The sequence below is a fragment of the Streptomyces sp. NPDC104371 genome (genome assembly GCF_055583785.1).
On record NZ_JBVJNF010000002.1, the window covers coordinates 843,794 to 869,659 of the forward strand.

A 25,866-nucleotide genomic window follows, 5' to 3' on the forward strand; every position below is an offset into this window, starting at 1 on the left:
CGCCTCTGTCAGCGGGCCGTGACTCTCTCCGTACGGAGGGGCCACGGCCCCGCTGCTTCGGTGCCGTGGGCTCAGTGCAGCGAGCCCAGCAGTCGGCCGACCAACGGCACGCTGCCGATGGACGGGGCCTGGGCCACCGGGCGGGTGAGGGCCTGGGAGGTCAGGGGCTTGAAGTCGGAGAGCTGGGTGCCGACTCCGTTGTCGAGCGGGTCGACTCCCGTGCCCGCCAAGGGATTCGGCTTGAGGTTCGCGAGCGGGCCGGTGACGTAGCCCACGGTTCCCGTCAGCGCCTTCAGCCCCGCCTGCGGGTCGGCCTGGCCGAGCGACGTGGGCCCGCTCCGCGGCGCGGTGCGGACGGTTCCGGTGTCCGCCGAGGCGGCGCCCGCGCCCACTCCCAGGGCGACGCCCGTGGTCGCGAGGGCCACGAGGACGCGTCGGGCGGTGGGGGCGTGGGGGGAGGCGTGTCGTGCCATGACTGCTGCCACCTTCTGGTCGCTGAGAGTAATACGTGCAACGCGTAGGGTAGTTGAGGTGTGATGTCCGCTCCAACGTCGACCCGCAGGGTCGGCTCGGGGCGCGCGATACGTCAGACTGGTGACTCGTGAGTTCCCAACCCTCAACCCCGGGCCCGGCCCGCGTCGTGCTGCTCTGCGGCCCCTCCGGATCCGGCAAGTCCCTTGTCGCCGCGCACTCAGGGCTGCCCGTGCTGCGGCTCGACGACTTCTACAAGGAGGGCGACGACCCCACGCTGCCGCTGGTGGCGGGGAGTTCGGACATCGACTGGGACCACCCGGAGTCATGGGACGCGGACGCCGCCCTCGCGGCCATCACCGAACTGTGCGCCAAGGGCCGTACGACGGTGCCCGTGTACGACATCTCGCTGAGCGCGCGGACGGGCGAGGAGGCCCTGGACATCGACCGCTCGCCCGTCTTCATCGCGGAGGGCATCTTCGCCGCCGAGATCGTGCGGCGCTGTCGTGAACTGGGCGTCCTGGCCGACGCGTTGTGCCTGTCGCGGGGGCCCTTCACCACGTTCCGCCGCCGCTTCGTGCGCGATCTCAAGGAGGGCCGCAAGTCGGTCCCGTTCCTGCTGCGCCGCGGCTGGCGGCTGATGCGTACGGAGCGGTCGATCATCGCCCGGCAGACGGCGCTCGGCGCGTACGCCTGCGACCGGGACGAGGCGCTGGCCCGGCTGGCGGCGGCGACCGCGGGGCGGCACATACCGCCGGTGAGCACCAGCGCGTAGGCACGGGAAGCGGGGCTGGACGGACCCCCCGGCCCTCCAGCCCCGCTGTGTTGCTCCCCCGTACTTCCCCCGTGTTCCCCGTTGTTCCCCCGCGAGCGCTCCCCCGCGCCCCCGTGGTCCCTCGCACTTCCCCCCGGTAGTGCTCCCCCGTGTTTCCCCCGTACCCCCGTACTTCCCCCGTGTCCCCCCGATCCCTCAGGCGACCAACTCCCCGAAGGACTCCTCCTCGTCACGGCCGAAGCTGAGGATCTCGTCCCCGCGCAGCCGGCGGAGCGACCGCCAGATGCTCGACTTCACCGTGCCGACACTGATGTCGAGGATCTCCGCGATCTCCGGGTCCGTGCGGCCCTCGTAGTAGCGCAGGACCAGCATGGTGCGCTGGAGTTCCGGCAGCCGGGCGAGCGCCTGCCACAGGACGGCGCGCAGTTCGGTGCCGCGCATCGCGTCCGTGTCGCCGACGGTCTCCGGCAGCTCCTCGGTCGGGTACTCGTTCAGCTTGCGGCGGCGCCACGCGCTGATGTGCAGATTGGTCATCGTCCGCCGCAGGTAGCCCCCCACGGCGGCCTTGTCCGTGATCCGGTCCCATGCCCGGTAGGTCGAGAACAGCGCGCTCTGGAGCAGGTCCTCGGCCTCGAAGCGGTCACCGGTCAGGTGGTAGGCGGTCGCGTACAGGGAGGCGCGGCGCTCCTCGACGTAGGCGGTGAACTCCGCCTCCGCCGCCGAGCGACGCTCCCCGTTGCCCTCCCCGTACGCGGCTCCCCCGTGAGCCTCTCCCCCGAGCGCGTCAACCACCGTCATGTAGGGCGGACGCCCTTGCACGGATCCGGTGTGCTGACGCCCGGTACCGCGAGCGCACCCCCGCCCGCTCACGGCACCGGACTTCTCGTGCCGGGTCACATCATGCAGACGCGTGACAACTGCGCTCGTGCTGGTGCCGTGCAGCGTGTTCATCTCGCGCCCCCCGTCATGGAGTCCCGGTCTGACTGCCGCCCTGCGGAGGCGGCCTTGCTCATGTCGAAAAGCTTGCCGAAGCGACTTCATGGCGATGTCCGGCGACTGTCACAGGGCTGTCACAGAGGGCGTTCCAGGTCACGTCGGAGCGTCACACTGAGGAGTTGAACGGCTACGGAGACGAGCCATCGGGCCCCGCTCTGTGCGCGGGATGTGAGGGAGCGCTCAGGCAGTCGATACATGTCCGTGGTTTGAGCCAGAATGGCCCTCGTGCCTTCCCTGTTGCTGATCGAGGACGACGACGCCATCCGAACGGCCCTGGAGCTCTCTTTGACGCGCCAGGGTCATCGCGTGGCCACTGCTGCCACCGGCGAGGACGGTCTCAAGCTGCTGCGTGAGCAGCGCCCGGACCTGATCGTGCTGGATGTGATGCTGCCCGGCATCGACGGCTTCGAGGTGTGCCGGCGCATCCGGCGCACCGACCAGTTGCCGATCATCCTGCTGACCGCGCGCAGCGACGACATCGACGTGGTGGTCGGGCTGGAGTCCGGCGCCGACGACTATGTCGTCAAGCCGGTGCAGGGGCGGGTGCTGGACGCCCGGATCCGGGCCGTGCTGCGGCGCGGTGAGCGCGAGGCCAGCGACTCGGCGACGTTCGGCAGCCTGGTCATCGACCGGGCGGCGATGACCGTCACGAAGAACGGCGACGATCTCCAACTGACGCCCACCGAGCTGCGGTTGCTCCTCGAGCTGAGCAGGCGGCCCGGTCAGGCGCTGTCGCGGCAGCAACTGCTGCGGCTGGTGTGGGAGCACGACTACCTGGGCGACTCGCGGCTCGTCGACGCGTGTGTGCAGCGGCTGCGCGCCAAGGTCGAGGACGTACCGTCGTCCCCCACGTTGATCCGTACGGTCCGTGGGGTCGGCTACCGGCTGGACGCTCCTCAGTGACGGACGCGCACGTGACGGATTCGCAAGTGACCGATCCGCAAGGAGCCGATGCGCACGTGGCCGATGCGCACGGAGCGCCCCGCGGCTGGGCGGCGGCCCGCAGGGTCCTGGCGTCCCGGCTGCGCTTCACGAGTCTCCGGCTGCGCCTGGTCGTGGTGTTCGGGCTCGTCGCGCTGACCGCCGCCGTGTCGGCGTCCGGCATCGCCTACTGGCTCAACCGCGAGGCCGTGCTCACCCGTACCCAGGACGCGGTGCTGCACGACTTCCAGCAGGAGATGCAGAACCGGGCGAGCGCGCTGCCCGCGCACCCGACGCGGGACGAACTCCAGCACACCGCCGGGCAGATGGCGGGCAGCGGGCAGCGCTTCAGCGTGCTGCTGGTCGCGCAGGACGAGCGCGGCAAGGCGGTGGTCGGCAACTCCGAGCTGGGCACGTTCACGCTGCAGAACGTGCCGAAGTCCCTTCAGCGGGCGGTGAACGAGCAGCAGCCGGTGTCCTCGTCCAACAAGGACGCCTACCACCTGTACTGGCAGCGCATCGACGACCACGGCAAGCCGTATCTGGTCGGCGGCACGAAGGTCATCGGCGGCGGCCCCACCGGCTACATGCTCAAGTCCCTCGAACCGGAGGCCAAGGACCTCAACTCCCTTGCCTGGTCGCTCGGTGTCGCCACCGCTCTCGCGCTGATCGGCTCGGCGCTGCTCGCGCAGGCCGCCGCGACGACCGTCCTGCGGCCGGTGCACCGCCTCGGCAGCGCGGCCCGGCGGCTCGGCGAGGGCAAGCTGGACACCCGGCTGCGCGTGTCCGGCACGGACGAACTGGCCGATCTGTCACGGACGTTCAACCGCGCGGCCGAGTCGCTGGAGAAGAAGGTCGCGGACATGAGCGGTCGCGAGGAGGCATCCCGTCGCTTCGTCGCCGACATGTCCCATGAACTGCGTACTCCGCTCACGGCGATCACCGCGGTCACCGAGGTGCTGGAGGAGGAGCTGGACGCCGAGACGGGCAGCGTCGACCCGATGATCGAGCCGGCCGTGCGCCTGGTGGTCAGCGAGACCCGGCGGCTGAACGACCTGGTCGAGAACCTGATGGAGGTCACCCGCTTCGACGCGGGCACGGCCCGGCTGGTCGTGGACGACGTGGACATCGCCGACCAGATCACCGCCTGCATCGACGCCCGCGCCTGGCTGGACGCCGTCGAACTGGACGCCGAGCGCGGCATCATCGTCCGCCTCGACCCGCGCCGCCTCGACGTGATCCTGGCGAACCTGATCGGCAACGCGCTCAAGCACGGCGGTTCGCCGGTACGGGTCCGCGTGCGCGAGGAGGGCGAGGACCTCCTCATCGCGGTGCGCGACCACGGTCCCGGTATCCCCGAGGACGTCCTGCCCCATGTCTTCGACCGCTTCTACAAGGCGAGCGCCTCGCGCCCGCGCTCCGAGGGCAGCGGCCTCGGCCTGTCCATCGCGCTGGAGAACGCGCACATCCACGGCGGCCGGATCACGGCCGCCAACTCGCCCGAGGGCGGGGCGGTGTTCACACTGCGCCTGCCGCGCGACGCCTCGCCGCTCATCGAGGACGGGACGCGGGAGGCGAACGGCACCGAGGAGAACGCCCGATGACGCTACGCGGCGCCCATGCCTGGCTCGCCGTCCCGCTGCTGGCCGTCCTGTTGGCCGGCTGCGGCATCCGCCCGACCCAGGTGCCGACGGAGTTCGGTCCCGCGCCCTCCCGGGTGCCCTGCGCGCTGTCGGGCACGGATCTGTCCGCGCAGAGCGCCGGCGGCCTGCCGGTCCAGGTCTTCCTGCTGTGCTCCTCGCAACTGGTGGCCACGGACCGCTCCGTACGCATCCCGGACGGACCGGCCGAGGGCCAGCGCCGGGTGCAGGTGGCCCAGGGGCTGCTCGACCAGCTCGCCGCGCAGCCGCCGGCCGGGGAGGCGCAGGCGGGCTACTCGACGGACGTGCTCGGCGGGATCCGGGTGAGCGGCCCACGCGACAAGGACCCGGAGGACACGTTCCGGCTGAGCACCCCGCCGGAGGACCTCGGCTCGTACGCCCTCGCGCAGATCGTCTGCACCTTCGCGGGCTCCGAGGCGACCGCCGCCGAGGACGGGTCCGTCGTGCTCGGCGGCCCCGGCCGGCCGCTGCGCCGCTACGAGTGCACCACTCAGGTGCGCTCGCGGCCGGGCGCGGTGACGCCGCCCTCCGGCAAGGTCGCCTGAGTCACACGCGCCCCGGCGCATCCGCCGGGGCGCGCACGGCTCGTACGTGCGCCGCGCCACTCACCCGTCCCGGTGCATTCCGGAACCGATCCCCCTGAGGCCCGCGTCTAGGGGGGCGTGCAGCGTCAAGGCTCAAACGGCGGCAGCGCCGCGAACCGCGTCCGTGTGGCAGGGGGTGTCCTCCTCGTCGCACACCTCGCGCTCGTCGCCTGGATCATGTTGCGCCCGCTGGACGTCCCGTGGGTCAGGCCCGCCAATCTGCATCCGTTCGCCGGGATCAGGGCCGATCTCGCGCTCGGCTGGCCGCAGGCGACCCGTCGCGTAGGGAAGGGGCTCGCGCTGCTGGCGCCGCTCGGGGTGCTGCTGCCCATGGCCGGGGGGCGGCTCGACGTCTCGCCGCTCGCCTCGCTGGCCCGTACGGTCGGCGCGGGCACCCTGATCTCCCTGGGGTTCGAGCTGCTGCAGACCGGGGTGCCCGGTCAGGTCGTGGACATCGACGCGGTCCTGCTCAACACGGTCGGCGTGGCCCTCGCGCATCTGCTGGTCGTGCCCGCGGGCCGCGCCCGGCTGCGCCGCCGGGCCCGGGGCCGGCAGCGGACCGCCGTGCTCCACTCGGAGGAGCCGTCTCAGGGGCGCACCCCGACGATTCCCAGGGTGGGAATCGCTCCTTAGAGGGACGCTTGCCCCCCTTCGTCCTCGTAGCGTGGACGATGTCGAGTTCACGCTACGGTTCGCGAAGGAGCCCTCCCATGGCCGCACTTGCCCGCCCCACGCACGGACGGATGATCGGCGGAGTGTGCGCAGCGCTGGCACGGCGCTTCGGCACCTCCGCGACGACGATGCGCGTGATCTTCCTGGTGTCCTGTCTGCTGCCCGGCCCGCAGTGCCTGCTCTATCTGGCGCTGTGGATGCTGTTCCCGTCGGAGGAGCGCGCGGCGGCGGACAGCCTGCGCTGGTGACGCCTCGTCCGCGTCCCGACCTGCCGACATGCCGATGGGCGCCCCGGATCGGGGCGCCCATCGGCATGTCGTACGAGCGGGTGGCCTCAGCCGACCGGGATGCCGTTCACCGGCAGGCCGTGCGTCGGCAGCCCCTTGACGGGCAGGCCGCCGAGCAGGCCGGTCACCGGCGCGGCCGGGCCGTCGGCGAGAACTCGCTGGGTGGCGGGCTGAGTAGCGGTCAGCGCCATGCCGAGCGCCCGCTGCCCCTGGCCGAGCGCCTCACCGGCGCCCGGCAGCGACTGGGTGAGCTTGCCCGTCGGCAGCGCCTGGGTGGCGTTGACCGGCCCTGCGGCGGGCGGCGCGGCCGGGGCGGCGCTCGCGACGCCCGCGCCCGCGGCGGCGAAGGCGGCACCGAGAGCGGCGACACCGAGGGTCTTGGCAGCAGACTGCTTCATGCGATGCGTCCTTGGATCCGATGACGGGGAGCTGAGCGGTCCAAGACCGTAGACACCCCGGGGCGGGGGCCGCAAACACCTCGTGGCGGCCGGACACCACGCTCCAGGCCGCCACGGACAGGGTGCTTCTCAGCCCTCGGAGCCCACAGAACCGCTGGTCGAAGCGGTCTGCTGGAACAGCCATGCGGACTTCAGCTCGGCGTAACCGGGCTTGATGACGTCATTGATCATCGCCAGTCGTTCATCGAAAGGAATGAACGCCGACTTCATCGCATTGACGGTGAACCACTGAAGGTCGTCGAACGTGTAGCCGAAGGCGTCGACCAGGTGCACGAACTCCTGGGTCATGCTGGTGCCGGACATCAGCCGGTTGTCGGTGTTGACCGTGGCCCGGAAGTGCAGCCGCCGCAGCAGCCCGATGGGGTGGTCGGCGTACGAGGCGGCGGCGCCGGTCTGGAGGTTGGAGCTGGGGCACATCTCCAGCGGGATCCGCTTGTCCCGTACGTACGAGGCCAGGCGCCCGAGCCGCACCGAGCCGTCCTCGGCCACCTGGATGTCGTCGATGATGCGCACCCCGTGCCCGAGCCGGTCGGCGCCGCACCACTGCAGGGCCTGCCAGATCGAGGGCAGCCCGAAGGCCTCGCCCGCGTGGATGGTGAAGTGGTTGTTCTCGCGCTTGAGGTACTCGAACGCGTCGAGGTGCCGGGTGGGAGGGTAACCGGCCTCGGCACCGGCGATGTCGAAGCCGACGACCCCGAGGTCCCGGTAGCGGTTGGCGAGTTCGGCGATCTCCAGGGCGCGGGCCGCGTGCCGCATGGCGGTGAGCAGAGCGCCCACGCGGATGCGGTGGCCGTTCGCCCGCGCGCGCCGCTCGCCTTCCCGGAAGCCCTCGTTGACCGCCTCGACGACCTCTTCGAGGGTGAGCCCGCCCTCGAGGTGCTGCTCGGGCGCGTAGCGCACCTCGGCGTAGACGACGCCGTCCGCGGCGAGGTCCTCCGCGCACTCGGCCGCCACGCGCACGAGCGCCTCGCGGGTCTGCATCACGCCGACGGTGTGGGAGAAGGTCTCCAGATACCGCTCCAGGGAGCCGGAGTCGGCGGCCTCCCGGAACCAGATGCCGAGCTTCTCCGGGTCGGTCTCGGGGAGTTGCGTGTAGCCGGTCTGCCGCGCGAGTTCGACGATCGTGGCGGGGCGCAGGCCGCCGTCCAGATGGTCGTGCAGCAGGACCTTGGGTGCCCGGAGGATCTGATCCCGGTTCGGGGTGTTCTGGTGCTGACTCGTCATTTTCGCACCCTAGCCCCTACGCGCGTAGATGTTCAGACAGGGGGTTGTGTCGATATCCAAAGGTGATCCACCGGACGGTTCCGTACCCGAGCGCTTCTGACACTGTCGCTTCTGACACTGTTCTGGACGACTCCGCTCCCGTACGTCCGCTCCGGTGGGGCCGTCCAGCACGTCCGCACCAGTACGTCCGCTCCCGTACGACAGGCCAGGGAAGCATTCCCCCACCGGCCGACGCCGGTGGTCCCTCACTAGGAGACTGATGGCACAGCAAGCGACGCCGGTTCGCAGAGCCCGGCTGGGCAGAGCGCTCGGTCCGGAGCCGAGGGCGGTGAGCGGCGCGGTGCTGCTGCTGCCGGGCGGCGAGGAGGCCTCCACGCGCGGCCCGTCCCCCTGGACGGCGACCGCCCCCGTGCGCGGGCTCGGCCGCCGTCTCGCGCGCGCGGGGCACCGCGACGGTCTCGTCAGCCACGCGGTGCACTACCGCTACCGGGGGTGGAACGACGCCGAGGCACATCTGGCGCAGGACGCCACCTGGGCTGCGGACGAGGTCGTACGGCGCTACGGGGACGTACCGGTCTGTCTCGTCGGCCTCGCCATGGGCGGCCGGGCGGCGCTGCGCGCGGCCGGGCACACGGCCGTCACCTCGGTGCTGGCGCTCGCGCCCTGGCTGCCCGAGGACGGCAGGACGGCGACGCTCGAACCGGTCAAGCAGCTCGTCGGGCGACGGGTGATGATCGTCCACGGCACCAGCGACACCCGGGCGGACCCGGAGCTGTCGTTCCGGCTCGCGGCGCGCGCGAAGAAGGCGAACCGCGACATCTGCCGCTTCGAGGTGCACTCCGACGGGCACGGGCTGCGCCACTACCGGTCCGAAGTGCACGCGCTGGCCGAGAACTTCGTGCTGGGCGCGCTGTTCGGGCGGGCCTTCGCCCGGCCGGTGGAGGACGCCCTCGCGGCCCCGCCGCCGCTGGGGCTGCGGATGCCGCTCGCGGCGGGGTTCGGGCGGACGCTCAAGAAGTGAGGACCCCGGATCCCCTTCGTCAGCCCGGCAGCAGCCGTCCCCTCCGCGACAGCAGGAACTTCTTGAACGCCGCGACCGGCGGGGTGTCGACATGTCCCTCCAGCCACGCCACCCCGATCTCCCGCACCGCCCGCGGCGCGGTGACCGTCAGCTCCACGACGCCGGGGCGCGGCACCGCGGGCGGCGGCAGCAGCGCCACGCCGAGCCCCGCCGCGACCAGCCCGCGCAGCGTCTCCGCCTCCTCGCCCTCGAAGGCGACCCGAGGGGCGAACCCGGCCTGGCGGCACAGGTCGTCGGTGATGCGCCGTAGTCCGTAGCCGGGTTCGAGGGTCACGAAGGCCTCCTCGGCGGCCTCGGCGAGACGGATGCGCTTGCGGCCCGCGAGCCGGTGGTCGGCGGGGACCACGAGTCGCAGCTTCTGCTCGTCGATACGGCGGGCGACCAGGCCGGGGGCGTCGGGCACCGGGGAGGTCAGGCACAGGTCCAACTCGCCCGCGCGCAGGCGTTCGAGCATCGCCTCGCCGTAGTTCTGCACGAGGCTGAAGCGCACGCGCGGGTGGTCGGCGCGGAAGGCGTGGATCAGCGAGGGCACGGTCTCGGCGCCCATCGTGTGCAGGAAGCCGAAGGCGACCTTCCCGGCGGCCGGGTCGGTGTCCGCGCGTGCCTCCTCGGCGGCCCGCTCGATCTCCGCGAGGGCGCGCTCGACGGCGGCGAGGAACGTCCGGCCGACCGGGGTGAGCGCGACCGTACGGCCCCGGCGGGCGAACAGCTCGACGCCCAGGTCCTCTTCGAGCCGGACGAGCGCGCGGGACAGCGTGGACTGCGGGACCTGCATCTCCTGCGCGGCACGCGTGACGTGCTCGGTCCGGGCCACTCCGGCGAAGTACGCCAGGCGTGGCGCGAGGAGCGCGACGATGTCTTCTGTGTCACCGGACGGTGACAGGCGAGCCGCTGGCCTCTGCTGATGCACCATGGGAATGATTATGCGGATTCTGTGCATTGGACGCATGAGCGGCGGGTCCGTACGTTCGAAGCATGCCTGCCGCTGATACCAAGGCGTCCACTCCCGTGGGCGCCGACCCCGTCCCCGCCGTCGACTCCCGTATGACCCCGGGCGGCCCCGGTTACCGCCGGATGAGCCTCGCCCTGTTCCTGGCGGGGGTCGCGACCTTCGCCCTCCTCTACTCCACGCAGGCCCTGCTGCCGCTCGTCTCCCATGACTTCGGGGCCTCGGCGAGCGCGGCGAGCTGGACGGTGTCGGGCGCGACGGGCGCGCTGGCCCTGTTCGTCCTCCCCATGAGCGCCCTGTCCGAGCGCTTCGGACGGCGCACGCTGATGACGGCGTCGCTGGCGGTCGCGGTGACCGTCGGTCTGCTGGTCCCCTTCGCCCCGACGCTGGGCGCGCTGATCGCGCTGCGGGCGGTACAGGGCGCGGCCCTCGCGGGACTGCCCGCGTCGGCGACCGCGTATCTGGCGGAGGAGGTCAGCCCGCGGGCCCTGATCACGGCGATCGGCCTGTTCGTGGCGGGCAACAGCGTCGGCGGGATGAGCGGCCGGATCATCACCGGCTGGGTCGCGCAGGAGTGGGGCTGGCGGGTGGCCGTGGGCACCGTCGGGGTGATCGCGGTCGGCTGCGCGGTGGCCTTCCGCCTCCTGCTGCCGGCGCCGAGGCACTTCGAGCCGGGCTCGCTGCGCCCGCGCGTGCTCGCCCGCTCGGTCCGCGACCATCTCTCCGATCCGCTGCTGCGCAGGCTGTACGCGATCGGCGCGCTGTTCATGATGGTGTTCGGCGGGGTCTACACGGTGATCGGCTACCGCCTCACCGAGGCGCCGTTCTCCCTGCCGCAGGGCATCATCGGCTCGATCTTCCTGGTGTATCTGGTGGGCACGGTGTCGGCGTCGACCGCCGGGCGGCTGGTGGGCCGGCTGGGCCGCCGCGGCGCGCTCTACCTCGCGGGCGGTACGACGACGGCGGGCCTGCTGCTCTCCCTGGTGCCCGTGCTGCCGCTGGTGCTGCTCGGTCTGGTCCTGATCACGGCGGGCTTCTTCGCGGGCCACGCGGTCGCGTCGTCGGCGGTCAGCCACACGGCGAAGCGGGGCCGCGCCCAGGCCGCCGCCCTGTACCAGTCGTCGTACTACATCGGCTCCAGCGCGGGCAGCACGCTCGGCGCGGTCGCCTTCCACGCCTCCGGCTGGGACGGGACGGTCGGCATGGGTCTGCTGGCGGTGGCCGGCGTCGTGACGATCACGGTGCTGGGGTCGAGGGCGGCACGAGCCGAGCGGTGCCTCGCGACGGCCTGATCCAAAGCGACGTTCCCCCTGGTCGGCGCCTGTTGTCAGTGGTCGCGTATAGCGTCCGCCCGAACGACTGGGCCGAGCAGGGGGTTTCGTACATGCAGTTCCGGATCGACCGTGGCGATCTCACGGAGGCCGTGGGGTGGGCGGCCCGTGTGCTGCCCGCGCGGACGACCGTGCCGGTGCTGGGCGGGCTGCTGCTGGAGGCGGCCGACGGGTGGCTGAGCGTCTCGGGGTTCGACCTGGAGACGGCGGCGTGCGTCGAGACCGAGGCGGAGACGACGGTCGGCGGACAGGTGATCGTCCTCGGGCGCAGGCTGCTGGACATCTGCCGGGTCCTGCCCGCCGGGCCGGTCAGTTGTGCCCTGGAGGGCAGCCGGTTCACGGTGGAGGCGGGCGGTACGCGCTTCGGGCTCTCGACGCTGCCGCGGGAGGAGTACCCGACGCTGCCGACGGCGCCGCGGCCGTACGCGAGCGTGGACGCCGCCGCGTTCGCGACCGCGGTCGGCCAGGTCGCCGTCGCCGCGGGCCGCGACGACACGCTGCCCGCGCTGACCGGGGTCCAACTGACCCTGGACGGCGGGACGATGACGCTGGCCGCGTCGGACCGCTACCGGTATGCCGTACGGCGGCTGGAGTGGAAGCCGGAGGCCGCCGCCGGTGACGGCCCGGTGGAGGCGCTGCTGCCCGCGCGCCGACTGCTCGACGTGGCACGGTCGTTGTCGCGCTCCGGGCGGGTGCGTATCGGGCTCGACGGGGGTCTGATCGGCTTCGCCGGGGGCGACATACGGGCGACGGTGCGGCTGCTGGAGGGGCGACTGCCGCGCTACGGCTCGCTGTTCGACATGACGGGAGCCACGGTCGCCGAGGTGGCGTGCGAGGACCTGGTGGAGGCGGCGCGACGGGTCGCGGTGGTGGCGGAGGCCAGCAACCCGGTGCGGCTGGACTTCTCGGCGGACGGGTCCGTGCTGCTGGGGGCGGGCTACGGGGACGACGTCGCCGCGCAGCGCCTGCCCGCCACGCTGAGCGGCGCGGAGGAGGCGTCCGTGGCGTTCAATCCGGCGTATCTGCTGGACGCGTTGGGCTCCTTCGACGCGCCGCGGGTGCGGATGGAACTGCTGGGGGTGGGCCAGCGTGCGCTGCTCACCGGGCTGGGGTCCGAGACGGACGGTGACGGCGGGGCGCGCCCGGTCCACCAGCATCTGCTCATGTCCGTACGGCAGTTGGGCTGACCTGGGCGTTCCTCTGCTTCGGGGGCCGTTGTCAGTGGGCTGTTGTAGGTTCCGAAGTGCTGGGGCGCCAGGCGCGAGCGAGTACGGCCACAGGGGTGGGTGGACCATGAGTGACGGTACGGCGGCGGTGGAGGACCTCGATGTCCGGCTGGAGAAGCACCGGACCGAGCTGACGGGGTACTGCTACCGGATGCTCGGGTCGTCCTTCGAGGCCGAGGACGCGGTGCAGGACACGATGGTCCGGGCCTGGCGGAACTATGAGAAGTTCGAGGGCCGCTCCTCCCTGCGCTCCTGGCTGTACCGGATCGCGACCAACGTCTGCCTGGACATGCTGAACGCGGGCAACAAGCGGGCCCGCCCGATGGATCTGACGGACGCCACGCCGCTGGCCCAGGCGGCTCTCGCCCCCCGCCCGGACCACACGTGGCTGGAGCCGATGCCGGACGCGCGCGTGCTGCCGACGGTGGGCGACCCGGCGGAGGCCGCGGTGGCGAAGGAGTCGGTGCGGCTCGCGTTCATGGCCGCCTTGCAGCAACTGCCGCCCAAGCAGCGGGCGGTGCTCATCCTGCGCGAGGTGCTGGCGTGGAAGGCGAGCGAGGTCGCCGAGTTGCTCGGCACGTCGGTCGCGTCGGTCAACAGTGCGCTCCAGCGGGCCCGCGCGACGCTGGCCGAGCGGAGCGAGCAGGGCGCCGACGCCGCCGTGTCCGACGTCCTGGACGAGGAGCAGCGGGGGCTCCTTGAGCGCTATGTGGCGGCCTTCGAGGGGTACGACATGACGGCGCTGACGGCGCTGCTGCACGAGGACGCGGTGATGACGATGCCGCCGTTCGACCTGTGGCTGCGTGGCACGCCGGACATCACGGGGTTCATGACCACGCTCGGTTCCGCCTGCGCGGGCTCGCGTCTGCTGCCCGTGGAGGTCAACGGCCTGCCGGGCTTCGCGCAGTACAAGCCGGATCCGGAGACGGGCGGTCTCACGGCGTGGGCGATCCAGGCCCTGGAGACCTCAGGGAGCAGGATCACCGGGCTCCACTGCTTCCTCGACACCCAGCGGTGGTTCCCGCTGTTCGGCCTGCCCCTCCAGTTCGAAACGGAGGCCGACGAGGTCCAGCAGGGCGAGTAGCCCGGGGTCGGGGCCGCGCAGCAGGATGCGGCCCCCGGCCCGCCGCGCGGTGAGCCGCATCCTCGCCAGCAGTTCGACGGCGCCCAGGCAGGGCGGTCCCAGCCCGCCCACATCGCACACCACGGCCCCGGCCCGGCTCGCTCGCAGCAGCCCGCGCACGTCGTCGCACCGCCTGGGCACCTCCTCCCGGGTGACGGGTCCGGTGAGTACGAGCACGGCGGGTGTTGTGGTCTCCACGGTCCCTAGACCGGCGCGTCGGGCGTAACTCATCGGAATCGGAGGCGAGGGAGGCCGCGTGCAGGGGGTGTTGACCGGGTTCGCGGTGATCGCGGTCGTGATCGGCGTCGGCTATGTCCTCGGGCGGCGCGGCTCACTCGGCGGCCAGGGCGGCGAGGTGCTGACCCGGCTGGCCTTCCAGGTGGCGACCCCCGCCCTGCTGTTCACCACGCTGGCGCGGGCCGATCTGTCGGTGGTCTTCTCCAGCCGCCTGCTGGTGACGGCGCTGAGCACGGCGGCGGCCGGGGGCGTCTTCGTGGTGGTCGGCGCCGTCCGCCGCTGGGGCGTGGGCCGCACGACGATCGGCGCGCTGTGCTCCGGCTACGTCAACTCCGGCAATCTCGGTATCCCGATCGCCGCGTACGTCCTCGGCGATGCCTCGCTGGTGGCGCCGGTCCTGCTGTTCCAGCAGATCGTGGTCTCCCCCATCGCCCTGACGGTCCTCGACCTCTCGGGCACGGGCGACCGACTCCCCCTGTGGCAGCGGGTGTTGACCCCCCTGCGCAACCCGATCGCGGTGGGCGCGCTGAGCGGGGTCCTGGTCTCGGCGAGCGGTGTGCGTGTCCCCGGCCCGGTCATGGAGCCCCTCACCCTGATCGCCGACATGTCCGTCCCGGCCGTCCTGCTGGCCTTCGGCATCGCCCTGCACGGCAGCGGCACCCCTGGCCGGGGCGACGACCGCCCGCTGGTCCTGCTCTCGGTCGCCCTGAAGTCACTGGGCCAGCCCCTGGCGGCCTGGGCCCTGGCAACAACGGCGTTCGACCTGCACGGCGCCCGCCTGCTCGACGTGGTGGTCACCTCGGCCCTCCCCGCAGCCCAGAACCTCTTCACCTACGCCAGCCGCTACCGGGTAGGCGAGTCCCTGGCCCAACAGTCGATCCTGCTGTCGACACTGCTGTCGGTACCGGTGTTGGTGGGGGTGGCGGCGTGGCTGGGGTGAGGGCGGCCGAGGGGGAATCCGCCGATGCCGGGTTGAGCGCCGAACGGGACCGGTGGCAGTCCACCGGTCCCGTTCGCCCGAAAGGGGAAGTGCCTGGTCAGGCGATGCGTTCCAGGACCACCGGCGACGCCGTGAAGTCCGTGCCCGGGGCCGCGATGTCGTACGAACCTTCGAGCGACTCCAGGGCGTACGTGAAGCGCTCGGGGGTGTCCGTGTGCAGGGTGAGCAGGGGCTGGCCCGCCGTCACCGTGTCGCCCGGCTTGGCGTGCATCTCGACGCCCGCCGCCGCCTGCACCGGGTCCTCCTTGCGGGCGCGGCCCGCGCCGAGGCGCCAGGCGGCGACGCCGATGTCGTAGGCGTCCAGCCGGGTCAGGACACCCGACGACGGCGCGGTGATCACGTGCTGCTCGCGGGAGGTGGGCAGCGACGCGTCCGGGTCCCCGCCCTGGGCGGAGATCATGCGGCGCCACACGTCCATGGCCGAGCCGTCGGCGAGGGCCTTGGCCGGGTCCGCGTCCTTCAGTCCGGCCGCGTCCAGCATCTCGCGCGCGAGGGCCAGGGTCAGCTCGACCACGTCCGCCGGGCCGCCGCCCGCCAGGACCTCCACCGACTCGCGGACCTCCAGCGCGTTGCCCGCGGTCAGGCCGAGCGGCGTCGCCATGTCCGTGAGCAGCGCGACCGTCTTCACGCCGTGGTCCGTGCCCAGGCCGACCATCGTGGAGGCCAGTTCCCGCGCGTTCTCGATCGTCTTCATGAAGGCGCCGCTGCCCACCTTCACATCGAGGACCAGCGAGCCCGTCCCCTCCGCGATCTTCTTGGACATGATGGACGAGGCGATCAGCGGGATGGCCTCCACCGTGCCCGTGACATCGCGCAGCGCGTAGAGCTTCTTGTCCGCGGGCGCGAGCCCGTCGCCCGCCGCGCAGACCACCGCGCCGGTGGTGTCGAGGACGTGCAGCATCTCCTCGTTCGACAGCAGCGCGCGCCAGCCGGGGATCGACTCCAGCTTGTCCAGCGTGCCGCCGGTGTGGCCGAGGCCGCGGCCCGACAACTGCGGAACGGCCGCGCCGCACGCGGCGACCAGCGGCGCGAGCGGCAGCGTGATCTTGTCGCCGACACCGCCCGTGGAGTGCTTGTCGGCCGTCGGGCGGGACAGCGACGAGAAGTCCATCCGCTCGCCCGAGGCGATCATGGCGGCGGTCCAGCGGGCGATCTCGCGCCGGTTCATGCCGTTCAGCAGGATCGCCATGGCCAGCGCGGACATCTGCTCGTCGGCGACCTCGCCCCGGGTGTAGGCGTCGACGACCCAGTCGATCTGCTCGTCGCTCAGCTCACCGCGGTCCCGCTTGGTACGGATGACGGAGATGGCGTCCATGGCATTCCTTCCGGCAGGTTCTGCACGTACGTACGGGACTCTACGCGCATAGAGACAGCGTGCGAAGCGGCCCCTCGCACACAAGTGGAGGGGCCGCGAGGCTACTTCAGATGGTCGGGACCGAACGCCTGCGGGAGCATCTCCGACAGCGTCAGAACGCCCGCCGGGGTCTCCAACAGCAGCTCCGGACCGCCGAATTCGTACAGCAACTGGCGGCAGCGACCGCACGGCACCAGCACCGCGCCCTCGCCGTCGACGCAGGTGAAGTGCGTCAGCCGCCCGCCACCGCTCAGTTGCAGCGCCGAGACCAGACCGCACTCGGCGCACAGCCCGAGACCGTACGAGGCGTTCTCGACGTTGCAGCCGGTGACCGTACGGCCGTCCTCGACCAGCGCCGCCGCACCGACCGGGTAGCCGGAGTACGGGACGTACGCCCGGGACATCGCCTCTCGGGCCGCCTCGCGCAGCGGCTTCCAGACCATGGGCTCGCTGGAGGTCACTTGCCCTGTCCCTTCCGGTAGCGCATGCCGTCCGCCTTGGGCATCCGCAGGCGCTGCGCCGAGAGCGACAGCACCAGCAGCGTGACGACGTAGGGGGTGGCGCCCACGAAGTCGCCGGGCACCTCCTTCGTCAGCAGGTACCAGACCAGGATCAGTACGGCGATGCCCGCGGTGATCGCGCCCTGCCACAGCGCCTTGCGATACAGCTTCCACAGGGCGAGCAGCGCCAGCAACACGAAGAGCAGGAGCAGCAGCGCGTGCACGGTCTCGCCGCCGTTGCGCAACTGGAGCGCGTCGGAGAAGCCGAACAGGCCCGCGCCCATGGCCACTCCGCCGGGCCGCCAGTTACCGAAGATCATCGCCGCGAGACCGATGTAGCCGCGCCCGCCCGTCTGGCCTTCCAGATAGGTGTGCGAGGTGACCAGCGCGAGGAAGGCACCGCCGAGCCCGGCGAGACCGCCGGAGACGGCGACGGCCGCGTACTTGTACGAGTAGACGTTGACGCCGAGCGACTCCGCGGCGGTCGGGTTCTCACCGCAGGAGCGCAGCCGCAGGCCGAACGCCGTGCGCCACAGGAGCCACCAGCTCCCGACGAACAGCACCAGGGCGAGGAGGGTCACCACGGAGACATTGGTGACCAGGCCGCCGAGGATGCCGGCGAGGTCGGAGACGAAGAACCAGTGGTGCTTCTCGATCGAGGAGAGTCCGTCGGACAGCCCCGGCACGGTGACATCGGGCAGGCTGTCGACGGGCGGGGACTGCTTGGGGTTGCCGCCCTTGGTCGCGGGCGTGCCGTCCGCGAAGAAGAGCTTGGCGAGGTACTGGGTCGCGCCGAGCGCGAGCAGGTTGACGGCGACACCGGAGACGATGTGGTCGACGCCGAAGGTGATGGTGGCGACGGCGTGCACCAGACCGCCGAGGACACCGAAGCCGATACCGCAGAGCAGACCGAGCCAGGGGTTGGTCTGCCAGCCGAGCCAGCCCGCGCCGAAGGTGCCGAGGATCATCATGCCCTCGAGGCCGATGTTGACCACACCGGCCCGCTCGGACCACAGACCCGCGAGACCGGCGAGACCGATCGGCACGGCGAGCCCGAGCGCGGCGCTGATCTGGCCGCCGGAGGTGAGCTGGTCGGCGCCCGTGATGACACGGATGGCGGCGACGAGGATCAGCGCGCCCATGATGATCAGCAGGATCTGGGCGAGCGAGAAGCGGGAGCCCTTGGGCTGCCGCGCGCCGCTCGCCTTGGCCGCCGCGGGAGGCGGCGTGTCGGTCATCGTGGCAGTCACTTCGCCACCTCCTGGTTCTCGGTCGAAGCGACGGCCGGGGCCGGGGCGGCGGCCTGCGCCGCGAGTTCCGCGCCGACGCGGTGCTGCTGACGCATGAGGCCGTAGCGGCGTACGACCTCGTAGGCGATGACGACGCACAGCACGATGACGCCCTGGATGACGCCCAGGATCTCCTTGTCGTACCCCTGCATCTCCAGGTGGTTCGTGGTGCGCTCCAGATAGCCCCAGAGCAGGGCGCCCAGCGCGATGCCGACCGGGTGGTTGCGGCCGAGCAGCGCGATCGCGATGCCGGTGAAGCCGATACCGACCGGGAAGCTGTTGTCGAACTGGTGGCTGTCGTTCAGCAGGGTCGGCATGCCGATCAGACCGGCCACCGCGCCCGAGATGAGCATGCTGGTGGCGACCATCCGCTTGACGCTGACGCCGCTCGCCGACGCCGCGCTCTCGGACTGGCCGACGGTGCGCAGGTCGAAGCCGAAGCGGGTACGGCCGAGCACGAACCAGTAGGCGAGGCCGACGATCACGGCGACCACGAAGAAGCCCCACACCGTGCCCGCCGGGCCCGCGTCGACGGTGAAGAACCAGGAGCCCTCCGGCAGCGGCTTCGTGGAGACGAGGGTGCCGCCCTGCTGCAGCTCGCCGAGCCGCTCGGGCTGGAGGAAGTAGCCGATGACCGCCGTGGCGATGGAGTTCAGCATGATGGTCGCGATGACCTCGCTGACGCCGCGGGTCACCTTGAGGATGCCCGCGATGGCCGCCCACAGGGCGCCGACGCCCATCGCGCACAGGATGATCAGCGGGATGGCGATGAACCCGGGCAGGGTCAGCGCCCCGCCGAGGACAGCCGCGATGAACGCGGCGAGCCGGTACTGGCCGTCCACACCGATGTTGAACAGGTTCATCCGGAAGCCGATGGCCACCGCGACGCCCGCGAGGTAGTACGTGGTCGCCTTGTTCAGGATGTAGACCTGGCTGTCACTGGCGGAGCCGTACGTGATCATGTCGCTGAAGGCGGCGAACGGGTCCTTGCCGGTGCTGAGGATCACCAGGGCGGTGACGACCAGCGCGGCGACGACCGCGAGCAGCGGCGCCGCTATGCCCAGGAGCAGGCGCTCCTTGTCGATCCGTGAGGTCAGCTTGTTCATTCGGCGGCGTCCTCTACCTGCTCCGGGTCCGTGGGGCGCTCCAGGCGGCCGGTGGCCGCACCCGTCATGGCGGAGCCCAGCTCCTCGGGGGTGATGGTGGCGGGGTCGGCGTCGGCGACCAGACGGCCGCGGAACATCACCCGCAGGGTGTCGGAGAGCCCGATCAGCTCGTCCAGGTCGGCGGATATCAGCAGCACCGCCAGGCCGTCGCGGCGGGCCTCGCGGATCTGGTCCCAGATCTGCGCCTGCGCGCCGACGTCCACGCCACGCGTGGGGTGGGCGGCGATGAGCAGCTTGGGGTGGTGGCTCATCTCGCGGCCGACGATCAGCTTCTGCTGGTTGCCGCCGGACAGGGACGCGGCGGTCACGTCGATACCGGGGGTGCGCACGTCGTACTCGCGCACGATGCGCTCGGTGTCGGCGCGCGCGGCCTTGATGTCGATCAGGCCGCCCTTGGAGTTGGGCCGCTCGGTGACATGGCCGAGGATGCGGTTCTCCCACAGCGGGGACTCCAGCAGCAGGCCGTGCCGGTGCCGGTCCTCGGGGATGTACCCGATGCCGCCCTCACGGCGCCTGCGGACCGGCGCCTTCGTGATGTCCGCACCGTCCAGAGTGATCACACCGGCGTCCGGCGTGGTCATACCCATGAGCACTTCGATCAGCTCGGTCTGGCCGTTGCCCTCGACACCGGCGATCCCGAGGACCTCGCCCTTGTGGATCGTGAAGTCGACGTCGTCCAGCAGCAGTCGGCCGGCCTCCGCGCCTTCGTCGACGTAGGTGTCCTTGGGCGACACCATCCGCGCGGCGGACACCTTCGGTACGGGGGTCGCACCGGTCTCGGCGACGCGCAGGCCCTTGACCGTCAGCATCGGGACGTCCGTCACCGTCGACTCACGGGTCTCCGGCGAGGGCAGTTCGCTGCCGACCATCAGCTCGGCGAGCTGCTTGGTGGTGGTGGTCTTCGGGTCGGCGTTGCCGACGGTGGTGCCACGCCGGATGACGGTGATCTCGTCGGCGACGTGCAGCACCTCGCCCAGCTTGTGCGAGATGAAGATGACCGTGAGGCCCTCGGACTTGAGCCCGCGCAGGTTGTCGAAGAGCGCGTCGACCTCCTGCGGCACGAGGACCGCGGTGGGCTCGTCGAGGATGAGGGTGCGGGCGCCGCGGTAGAGGACCTTGAGGATCTCCACGCGCTGGCGGTCGGCGACGCCGAGTTGCTCGACGAGCGCGTCGGGCCGCACGTTGAGGCCGTACGCGTCCGAGATCTCGTTGATCTTCTTGCGGGCCTTGGCACCGATGCCGTACAGCTTCTCCGCGCCGAGGACGACGTTCTCGAGGACGGTGAGGTTGTCGGCGAGCATGAAGTGCTGGTGCACCATGCCGATGCCGCACGCGATGGCGTCGGCGGGGTTGTGGAACGAGACCTGCTCACCGTCGACGGTGATGGTGCCCTCGTCCGGCTTCTGCATGCCGTAGAGGATCTTCATCAGCGTGGACTTGCCGGCACCGTTCTCACCGCAGAGGGCGTGCACGGTGCCCTTGCGGACGGTGATGTCGATGTCGCGGTTGGCGACAACGCCGGGGAAGCGCTTGGTGATGCCGCGCAGTTCGACGGCAGCGGGAGGGCTGGACGCGTTGATGGCGCACTCTCCTCGGGGGAAAGGGGCTTCGGGGGAGGGCGGGCGTCGGCGACGCTAGCGCGGCAACTCGATGCTACACGCGTAGAGTTGACACATTGTTATGGCTCGGTGAGGGGGCGGGCGCCGCCCCTCTCACCGAGCCGTGGTCCGCCGGGACCGTCAGGTCACGGAAGGGTCCGCACGATCCCGTGCGCCGTCCCGCGACCGCCGCGGGTCACGGGGTCGTCTTGACCTTGGTCTTGCCGTCGACGATGTCCTTCTGGGCGGCGTCCAGCTTGGCCTTGAGGTCGTCGATGAAGCCACCGCTGGTGGCGAGCGTGACGCCCTTCTCGGCGAGGGAGTAGCTGTTGGTGCCGGTCAGCGGCTTGCCGTCCTTGACGGACTTGATCAGGTCGTAGACGCCGACGTCGACGTTCTTGACGACCGAGGTCAGGATCGAGTTCTTGTACTTGGCCAGACCCGGGATGTTGTACTGGTCCGAGTCGACGCCGATGGCCCAGGCGCCCTTCTTGCCGCTGACGGCCTCGATCGCACCGTTACCGGAGGAACCGGCGGCGGTGTATATGACGTCGGCGCCCTTGTCGAGCATGCCCTGCGCGGCTTCCTTGCCCTTGTCGGGGGAGGCGAAGCCGGAGGTGTCCGAGCCGTGGCTCAGGTACTGGCGCTCGATCTTGATCTTCTTGTCGGTGTCCTGGACACCCTGGACGAAGCCCGCCTCGAACTTCTTGATGAGCGGGACGTCCACGCCGCCGATGAAGCCGACGTGGTGGCTCTTCGACTTCAGGGCGGCGGCGACACCGGCCAGGTAGGAGCCCTGCTCCTCGGTGAAGACGATGCTGTCGGTGTTCTTCGCGTTCACCACGGAGTCGACGATGCCGAAGGTGGTCTTCGGGTACTTCGCCGCGACCTTGGTCATGGAGTTCGCGTAGGCGTAGCCGACACCGATGATCGGGTTGTAGCCCGCGTCGGCGAGGTCCGAGAGACGCTGCTCGCGGTCGGCCTCGGTGTCCGAGGTCTTCGCGGTCAGCTCCTTGAGGGAGCCGCCGAACTCGGTCTTGGCCTTGTCGGCACCGCGCGCGGCGGAGTCGTTGAAGGAGTGGTCGCCACGGCCGCCGACGTCAAAGGCGAGACCGATCTTGACACCGTTCTTGTCCGAGCCGGACGACTTGCCCGACTCGGAGTCCTTCTCGGACGACGTACTGCCACACGCGGTGGCGGAAAGCGCGAGCGCCGCGGTGGCGAGACACGCGGCAGAAATCTTGGCTACCCGGCGCAAGGGGGGCTCCTTCGACCTGACCGAAGCGCCACTTCTGGCGCTGGTTTTCGCCGCATCGTAACGCGCGTAGATGCCAGATAAAGCCCTCTTCGGAAGCCGTTATCGGATTGACGCGAACAGGTCTTGAACGTCGGCGCGACCTCGGGTTACGAACGTGCCGCGTCCAGGAGCGCGGCGGCCGTGAACAGCTCGACACCGACCGTGATCGCGGCCTCGTCCACGTCGAAATCGCCCTGGTGGAGGTCGCGTACGGTGCGCTCACCGGGGACGCGGACACCGAGTCGGGCCATGGCGCCGGGGACCTGCTCCAGATACCAGGAGAAGTCCTCGCCGCCGAGGCTCTGTTGGGTGTCCTCGACGGAGTGCACCCCGCGCCGGGCCATCATCGCGTCCCGCAGCAGCTCGGTGACCCCGGCTTCGTTGACGACCGGCGGCACTCCCCGGACGTAGTTGATCTCGGACTTGGCCCGGTAGATGCCCGCGATCTCGTCGATGGCGGCATGCACCAGGTCCGGCGCCTGCCGCCAGGCCTCCAGGTCGAGGCAGCGGACGGTGCCGGACAGCTCGGCGTGCTGCGGGATGACGTTGCAGGCGTGGCCCGACTCGATACGTCCCCAGGTCACCGCGAGCCCGGAGCGGGCGTCGATCCGGCGGGCGACGAGCGTGGGGACCTCGGTGGCGACCTTGGCGGCGGCGGTGACCAGGTCCGTGGTCAGATGCGGGCGGGCGGTGTGCCCGCCGGTGCCGTTCAGCGCGACCTCGAGGCGGTCGCAGGCGGAGGTGATGGGGCCGTTGCGCAGCCCGATCCGTCCGGCGTCCACGCGCGGGTCGCAGTGCACGGCGATGATCTTCCCGACGCCGTCGAGCACCCCGGACTCGATGGCGTCGGTCGCCCCGCCCGGCAGCACCTCCTCGGCGGGCTGGAAGATCAGCCGTACGGGCCGCGGCAGGGCGCCCTGCCGCGCCAGCTCGGCGAGGACGAGTCCGGCGCCGAGGACGACGGTGGTGTGGACGTCATGTCCGCAGGCGTGGGCGCGACCGGGGACCGTGGAGCGGTAGCCGCACTCCGTCTTCGTGTCCGGGATGGGCAGCGCGTCGATGTCGGCGCGCAGCGCGAGCATGGGCTCCGCCGGGCCGTCCGCCTCCTTGCCGATGTCGCACACGAGCCCCGTACCGATGTCGAGCACCCGCGGGGCGAGCCCGGCCCGCTCCAGCCGCTCCTTGAGCGCGGCGGTGGTACGGAGCTCCTGGTGGCCGAGCTCGGGGTGCATATGCAGATCACGCCGGAAGGCGACGAGCTCGGCCCGCAGCTCCTCGGACAGCACACCGGGCAGCACGGCGTCCCCGGAATCCCCGGGCAGGTCGGCGTCGAACTCGCGGGACATCAGTTGGTTCACCCTTTGAAGGGTAGGCCTGAGGGGGATCAACTGCCGGGCGATCAAGAAAAGTTCAGCCGGATTGATGTAAGAATCCGGGCACGCGCCCGCATGGTGAGACTCACAAGGGGGTAGAGGCTCCGTTTACGCCTCTTCGCCCACCTCGTGGTCCCTCCCCGCACGGTCCGTCCCTTGCCCGAGGTGAGCGCCCTCGCACCCGGATGAGGGCCCCGCGCCCCTACGCCGTCCCCGGTGTCGCCGAGCGCAGGCGGTGGGCGTCTCGGGCCGTTCCTGTCACGCCTGCCAGGAAGCCCTCGGCTCGGGGGGAGGCTGTGTCGGTGAGCCAGGTCGGGTCGATGTCGCAGACCGCGACGCGCACCCCGGTGCCGGTCAGGGCCAGGGGCAGGGTGTGGACGACCGTCGACGGGAAGCTCAGGATCGTACGGCCGATGGGGCCCCGGCGGGCGATCAGTTCCAGGGGCAGGTCCGGGCGGACCACCTCCAGGCCGGTCTCGACGGCCAGCCGGTGCAGCTTCTCGGAGCTTTCGCGGCGGTGGGCGAAGTAGCGGGCGGCGCCGTGGGCGCGGGCCAGGGAGCGGACCGCTTCCAGGTAGCGGTCCGGATCGACCACGCCGGTCTCCACCAAGGAGGTGCCCACCAGGTCGGCGCCGCGCGCGACGCGCGGCGGGCCGAAGCGGGCGCGGGTCCAGGCGAAGTCGTTGACGGTGAGGCGGATGCCGTCGGGGGCCGCGTCGATCGGCATGGCGGAGAACACCTCGACGCCGCGCCGCCCGGACGGCGTGAGGCGGCGCCGGGCCGCGCCGGAGACCGGGGCGAAGAGCAGATCGCGGGGCCCTGGGCGGCTGCCGCGCCGATGCCAGCGCACCAGCCGCTCGCCCCGCGCGAGCTGCGCCACGAACTCCATGGTCGCGGTGCCGTCGTCCACGACGACGAGGTCCGGCGCCCGGGTGATGGTCAGCAGGAGCTGTACGTAACGGGAGAACGGGTCGCCGATGACGATCCGCGCGGCCTCGCGCAGCAGGGGCGCCAGGCCGCCGATCGTCCGGAACGGGGCGGTGACGCCCCCGCGCGCCTCCTCCCAGCGCACCTCGTGGCCCTCGCCGCGCGCGAGTTCGGCCATGCGGCGCAGTTGACCCCGGGTCATGGGGTCGGTGGGCGACAGCACCACCAGGGTCAGGGGGTCCCCGGCCGGGCCGGCGGCTCCTGGCGCCCGGGTGTCTGCCCGGGTGTGCGCCCACTCCAGCACGTTCAACAGCTGGACGGGGCTCTCGACGAAGGCGAGCGTGGAGGTGGGGCCGGTCGGCCCGACACGGGGACTCATGGTCGTACGACCGTTGCCTTTCGGGCGGTGAGGGGCGGGAGGACCGTCAGACCGCCACCGGCTCACCGGCCGCCGCGGCGATCTCCGCCTCGATGACCGCACCGGCGACACGGCGCAGCTTCTTCATCGGGCCCAGCTCGGAGTCGTAGACCCGCTTCACGCCGTCGCCCAGCGAGGTCTCGATGGTGCGGATGTCGCGGACCAGGCGCCGCAGGCCCTGCGGCTCCACCGAGGCGGCCTGGTCGGAGCCCCACATCGCGCGGTCCAGGGTGATGTGGCGCTCGACGAAGGTGGCGCCGAGGGCGACCGCGGCCAGCGTGGTCTGCAGGCCCGTCTCGTGGCCGGAGTAGCCGATCGGGACGTTCGGGAACTCGGCCTGGAGGGTGTTGATGACGCGGAGGTTCAGCTCGTCGCCCTTCGCCGGGTACGTCGACGTGGCGTGGCAGAGCAGGATGTTGTCCGAGCCGAGGACCTCGACCGCGTGACGGATCTGCTTCGGGGTCGACATACCGGTGGACAGGATGATCGTGCGGCCGGTGGCGCGCAGGGTGTGCAGCAGTTCGTCGTCCGTGAGGGAGGCGGAGGCCACCTTGTGCGCGGGCACGTCGAACTTCTCCAGGAAGGCGACCGCCTCGGTGTCCCACGGGGACGCGAACCAGGCGATGCCCTTCTCCTTGCAGTACGCGTCGATCTGCCGGTACTCGTCCTCGCCGAACTCCACGCGGTGGCGGTAGTCGATGTAGGTCATCCGCCCCCAGGGGGTGTCGCGCTCGATGTCCCACTGGTCGCGCGGGGTGCAGATCTCGGGGGTGCGCTTCTGGAACTTGACGGCGTCGCAGCCGGCCTCGGCGGCCACGTCGATCAGCTTGAAGGCGTTCTCCAGCTCGCCGTTGTGGTTGATGCCGATCTCACCGCAGACGTACACCGGCATACCGGGGCCGGCCGTACGCGAACCGAGCTTGCGGAGACGGGAGTTGGTGCTCATGA

Annotated in this window: 26 protein-coding genes; 11 read left to right on the plus strand and 15 right to left on the minus strand. The window is 71.4% G+C overall.

Going from position 1 to position 25,866, the window contains the following annotated elements:
• Positions 1-71 precede the first annotated feature (71 nt).
• Positions 72-473, minus strand: a complete 402-nt coding sequence (locus ACZ60T_RS09615; protein ID WP_469665430.1) for a hypothetical protein — start codon at positions 471-473, stop codon at positions 72-74.
• A gap of 128 nt (positions 474-601) precedes the next feature.
• On the opposite strand from ACZ60T_RS09615, the gene ACZ60T_RS09620 reads away from it, so the two are divergent.
• Positions 602-1,246: a uridine kinase family protein gene (locus ACZ60T_RS09620; RefSeq protein ID WP_365621372.1), complete on the plus strand. Its 645-nt coding sequence runs from the start codon at positions 602-604 to the stop codon at positions 1,244-1,246.
• 195 nt (positions 1,247-1,441) lie between these two features.
• Here ACZ60T_RS09620 and ACZ60T_RS09625 read toward each other — a convergent pair whose 3' ends face one another.
• Positions 1,442-2,197, minus strand: coding sequence for a SigE family RNA polymerase sigma factor (locus tag ACZ60T_RS09625; protein ID WP_365621369.1), 756 nt, complete (start codon positions 2,195-2,197; stop codon positions 1,442-1,444).
• Between the two features lie 270 nt (positions 2,198-2,467).
• On the opposite strand from ACZ60T_RS09625, the gene afsQ1 reads away from it, so the two are divergent.
• The 5 genes from afsQ1 to ACZ60T_RS09650 all read left to right on the plus strand — a co-directional run bounded on the left by afsQ1 (position 2,468) and on the right by ACZ60T_RS09650 (position 6,328).
• Positions 2,468-3,145, plus strand: coding sequence for a two-component system response regulator AfsQ1 (afsQ1, locus tag ACZ60T_RS09630; RefSeq protein WP_199836043.1), 678 nt, complete (start codon positions 2,468-2,470; stop codon positions 3,143-3,145).
• Positions 3,043-4,767 (plus strand): ATP-binding protein, encoded by a 1,725-nt coding sequence (locus ACZ60T_RS09635; protein ID WP_469665431.1) that lies wholly within the window; start codon positions 3,043-3,045, stop codon positions 4,765-4,767. Before afsQ1 ends, ACZ60T_RS09635 begins: the two co-directional genes overlap by 103 nt.
• Positions 4,764-5,369 (plus strand): hypothetical protein, encoded by a 606-nt coding sequence (locus ACZ60T_RS09640; RefSeq protein ID WP_469665432.1) that lies wholly within the window; start codon positions 4,764-4,766, stop codon positions 5,367-5,369. Before ACZ60T_RS09635 ends, ACZ60T_RS09640 begins: the two co-directional genes overlap by 4 nt.
• Before the next feature lie 117 nt (positions 5,370-5,486).
• A complete protein-coding gene (locus ACZ60T_RS09645) occupies positions 5,487-6,041 on the plus strand; it encodes a VanZ family protein (protein ID WP_365621360.1) in 555 nt (184 codons plus the stop codon).
• Between the two features lie 77 nt (positions 6,042-6,118).
• Complete coding sequence (locus ACZ60T_RS09650) at positions 6,119-6,328, plus strand: PspC domain-containing protein (protein WP_365621357.1); 210 nt, start codon at positions 6,119-6,121, stop codon at positions 6,326-6,328.
• A gap of 86 nt (positions 6,329-6,414) precedes the next feature.
• On the opposite strand, the gene ACZ60T_RS09655 is transcribed toward ACZ60T_RS09650, so the two are convergent.
• On the minus strand, positions 6,415-6,765 hold the full coding sequence (locus ACZ60T_RS09655; RefSeq protein ID WP_469665433.1) for an ATP-binding protein: 351 nt from the start codon (positions 6,763-6,765) through the stop codon (positions 6,415-6,417).
• A gap of 129 nt (positions 6,766-6,894) precedes the next feature.
• The gene (locus ACZ60T_RS09660) at positions 6,895-8,049 is read right to left on the minus strand and encodes an adenosine deaminase (protein WP_365621351.1); all 1,155 of its coding nucleotides are present in this window, start codon (positions 8,047-8,049) and stop codon (positions 6,895-6,897) included.
• A gap of 259 nt (positions 8,050-8,308) precedes the next feature.
• Between ACZ60T_RS09660 and ACZ60T_RS09665 the strand changes: the two genes are divergently transcribed.
• On the plus strand, positions 8,309-9,070 hold the full coding sequence (locus ACZ60T_RS09665; RefSeq protein ID WP_469665434.1) for a dienelactone hydrolase family protein: 762 nt from the start codon (positions 8,309-8,311) through the stop codon (positions 9,068-9,070).
• Between the two features lie 19 nt (positions 9,071-9,089).
• On the opposite strand, the gene ACZ60T_RS09670 is transcribed toward ACZ60T_RS09665, so the two are convergent.
• Positions 9,090-10,043: a LysR family transcriptional regulator gene (locus tag ACZ60T_RS09670; protein WP_365621345.1), complete on the minus strand. Its 954-nt coding sequence runs from the start codon at positions 10,041-10,043 to the stop codon at positions 9,090-9,092.
• A gap of 62 nt (positions 10,044-10,105) precedes the next feature.
• Between ACZ60T_RS09670 and ACZ60T_RS09675 the strand changes: the two genes are divergently transcribed.
• The 3 genes from ACZ60T_RS09675 (at position 10,106) to ACZ60T_RS09685 (ending at position 13,720) form a co-directional block, all read left to right on the plus strand.
• Complete coding sequence (locus ACZ60T_RS09675) at positions 10,106-11,371, plus strand: MFS transporter (protein ID WP_469665435.1); 1,266 nt, start codon at positions 10,106-10,108, stop codon at positions 11,369-11,371.
• 92 nt (positions 11,372-11,463) lie between these two features.
• On the plus strand, positions 11,464-12,597 hold the full coding sequence (gene dnaN, locus ACZ60T_RS09680; protein ID WP_469665436.1) for a DNA polymerase III subunit beta: 1,134 nt from the start codon (positions 11,464-11,466) through the stop codon (positions 12,595-12,597).
• A gap of 106 nt (positions 12,598-12,703) precedes the next feature.
• Positions 12,704-13,720, plus strand: a complete 1,017-nt coding sequence (locus ACZ60T_RS09685; protein ID WP_469665437.1) for a sigma-70 family RNA polymerase sigma factor — start codon at positions 12,704-12,706, stop codon at positions 13,718-13,720.
• On the opposite strand, the gene ACZ60T_RS09690 is transcribed toward ACZ60T_RS09685, so the two are convergent.
• Entirely contained in the window at positions 13,604-13,990 is a 387-nt protein-coding gene (locus ACZ60T_RS09690; RefSeq protein WP_365621333.1) for an STAS domain-containing protein, read from the minus strand. The two genes, ACZ60T_RS09685 and ACZ60T_RS09690, sit on opposite strands and share 117 nt — an antisense overlap.
• A gap of 25 nt (positions 13,991-14,015) precedes the next feature.
• Here ACZ60T_RS09690 and ACZ60T_RS09695 point away from each other — a divergent pair, with 25 nt between their 5' ends.
• The gene (locus ACZ60T_RS09695; RefSeq protein ID WP_469665438.1) at positions 14,016-14,936 is read left to right on the plus strand and encodes an AEC family transporter; all 921 of its coding nucleotides are present in this window, start codon (positions 14,016-14,018) and stop codon (positions 14,934-14,936) included.
• Between the two features lie 97 nt (positions 14,937-15,033).
• Here ACZ60T_RS09695 and ACZ60T_RS09700 read toward each other — a convergent pair whose 3' ends face one another.
• From ACZ60T_RS09700 to ACZ60T_RS09740, 9 genes are all read right to left on the minus strand, one after another.
• On the minus strand, positions 15,034-16,311 hold the full coding sequence (locus ACZ60T_RS09700; protein WP_469665439.1) for a thymidine phosphorylase: 1,278 nt from the start codon (positions 16,309-16,311) through the stop codon (positions 15,034-15,036).
• Positions 16,312-16,412: 101 nt separating this feature from the next.
• A complete protein-coding gene (locus ACZ60T_RS09705) occupies positions 16,413-16,793 on the minus strand; it encodes a cytidine deaminase (RefSeq protein ID WP_365623021.1) in 381 nt (126 codons plus the stop codon).
• A 14-nt stretch (positions 16,794-16,807) separates the two neighbouring features.
• Positions 16,808-18,100 carry an ABC transporter permease gene (locus tag ACZ60T_RS09710; RefSeq protein WP_469665440.1) on the minus strand — a complete coding sequence of 431 codons (1,293 nt, stop codon included), beginning with the start codon at positions 18,098-18,100 and terminating at the stop codon, positions 16,808-16,810.
• Positions 18,097-19,245 (minus strand): ABC transporter permease, encoded by a 1,149-nt coding sequence (locus ACZ60T_RS09715; RefSeq protein WP_365621318.1) that lies wholly within the window; start codon positions 19,243-19,245, stop codon positions 18,097-18,099. The genes ACZ60T_RS09710 and ACZ60T_RS09715 overlap by 4 nt, the downstream gene beginning before the upstream one ends.
• A complete protein-coding gene (locus ACZ60T_RS09720) occupies positions 19,242-20,885 on the minus strand; it encodes an ABC transporter ATP-binding protein (RefSeq protein WP_469665571.1) in 1,644 nt (547 codons plus the stop codon). The genes ACZ60T_RS09715 and ACZ60T_RS09720 overlap by 4 nt, the downstream gene beginning before the upstream one ends.
• Positions 20,886-21,099: 214 nt before the next feature.
• Positions 21,100-22,161: a BMP family lipoprotein gene (locus ACZ60T_RS09725; protein WP_365621315.1), complete on the minus strand. Its 1,062-nt coding sequence runs from the start codon at positions 22,159-22,161 to the stop codon at positions 21,100-21,102.
• Positions 22,162-22,307: 146 nt separating this feature from the next.
• Entirely contained in the window at positions 22,308-23,546 is a 1,239-nt protein-coding gene (locus ACZ60T_RS09730; protein WP_365623017.1) for a M20 family metallopeptidase, read from the minus strand.
• 229 nt (positions 23,547-23,775) lie between these two features.
• A complete protein-coding gene (locus ACZ60T_RS09735) occupies positions 23,776-24,879 on the minus strand; it encodes a hypothetical protein (protein ID WP_469665441.1) in 1,104 nt (367 codons plus the stop codon).
• Between the two features lie 46 nt (positions 24,880-24,925).
• On the minus strand, positions 24,926-25,864 hold the full coding sequence (locus tag ACZ60T_RS09740) for an N-acetylneuraminate synthase family protein (RefSeq protein ID WP_469665442.1): 939 nt from the start codon (positions 25,862-25,864) through the stop codon (positions 24,926-24,928).
• Positions 25,865-25,866: the final 2 nt, after the last annotated feature.

Coding starts and splice junctions, on each gene's coding strand:
- ACZ60T_RS09685 (WP_469665437.1), top strand. CDS start 12,704: ATGAGTGACGGTACGGCGGCGGTGGAGGACCTCGATGTCCGGCTGGAG.
- ACZ60T_RS09740 (WP_469665442.1), bottom strand. CDS start 25,864: ATGAGCACCAACTCCCGTCTCCGCAAGCTCGGTTCGCGTACGGCCGGC.
- ACZ60T_RS09670 (WP_365621345.1), bottom strand. CDS start 10,043: ATGGTGCATCAGCAGAGGCCAGCGGCTCGCCTGTCACCGTCCGGTGAC.
- ACZ60T_RS09615 (WP_469665430.1), bottom strand. CDS start 473: ATGGCACGACACGCCTCCCCCCACGCCCCCACCGCCCGACGCGTCCTC.
- ACZ60T_RS09655 (WP_469665433.1), bottom strand. CDS start 6,765: ATGAAGCAGTCTGCTGCCAAGACCCTCGGTGTCGCCGCTCTCGGTGCC.
- ACZ60T_RS09730 (WP_365623017.1), bottom strand. CDS start 23,546: ATGTCCCGCGAGTTCGACGCCGACCTGCCCGGGGATTCCGGGGACGCC.
- ACZ60T_RS09735 (WP_469665441.1), bottom strand. CDS start 24,879: ATGAGTCCCCGTGTCGGGCCGACCGGCCCCACCTCCACGCTCGCCTTC.
- ACZ60T_RS09675 (WP_469665435.1), top strand. CDS start 10,106: ATGCCTGCCGCTGATACCAAGGCGTCCACTCCCGTGGGCGCCGACCCC.
- ACZ60T_RS09700 (WP_469665439.1), bottom strand. CDS start 16,311: ATGGACGCCATCTCCGTCATCCGTACCAAGCGGGACCGCGGTGAGCTG.
- ACZ60T_RS09665 (WP_469665434.1), top strand. CDS start 8,309: ATGGCACAGCAAGCGACGCCGGTTCGCAGAGCCCGGCTGGGCAGAGCG.
- ACZ60T_RS09715 (WP_365621318.1), bottom strand. CDS start 19,245: ATGAACAAGCTGACCTCACGGATCGACAAGGAGCGCCTGCTCCTGGGC.
- ACZ60T_RS09705 (WP_365623021.1), bottom strand. CDS start 16,793: ATGGTCTGGAAGCCGCTGCGCGAGGCGGCCCGAGAGGCGATGTCCCGG.
- ACZ60T_RS09690 (WP_365621333.1), bottom strand. CDS start 13,990: ATGAGTTACGCCCGACGCGCCGGTCTAGGGACCGTGGAGACCACAACA.
- ACZ60T_RS09625 (WP_365621369.1), bottom strand. CDS start 2,197: ATGAACACGCTGCACGGCACCAGCACGAGCGCAGTTGTCACGCGTCTG.
- ACZ60T_RS09650 (WP_365621357.1), top strand. CDS start 6,119: ATGGCCGCACTTGCCCGCCCCACGCACGGACGGATGATCGGCGGAGTG.
- ACZ60T_RS09660 (WP_365621351.1), bottom strand. CDS start 8,049: ATGACGAGTCAGCACCAGAACACCCCGAACCGGGATCAGATCCTCCGG.
- ACZ60T_RS09640 (WP_469665432.1), top strand. CDS start 4,764: ATGACGCTACGCGGCGCCCATGCCTGGCTCGCCGTCCCGCTGCTGGCC.
- dnaN (WP_469665436.1), top strand. CDS start 11,464: ATGCAGTTCCGGATCGACCGTGGCGATCTCACGGAGGCCGTGGGGTGG.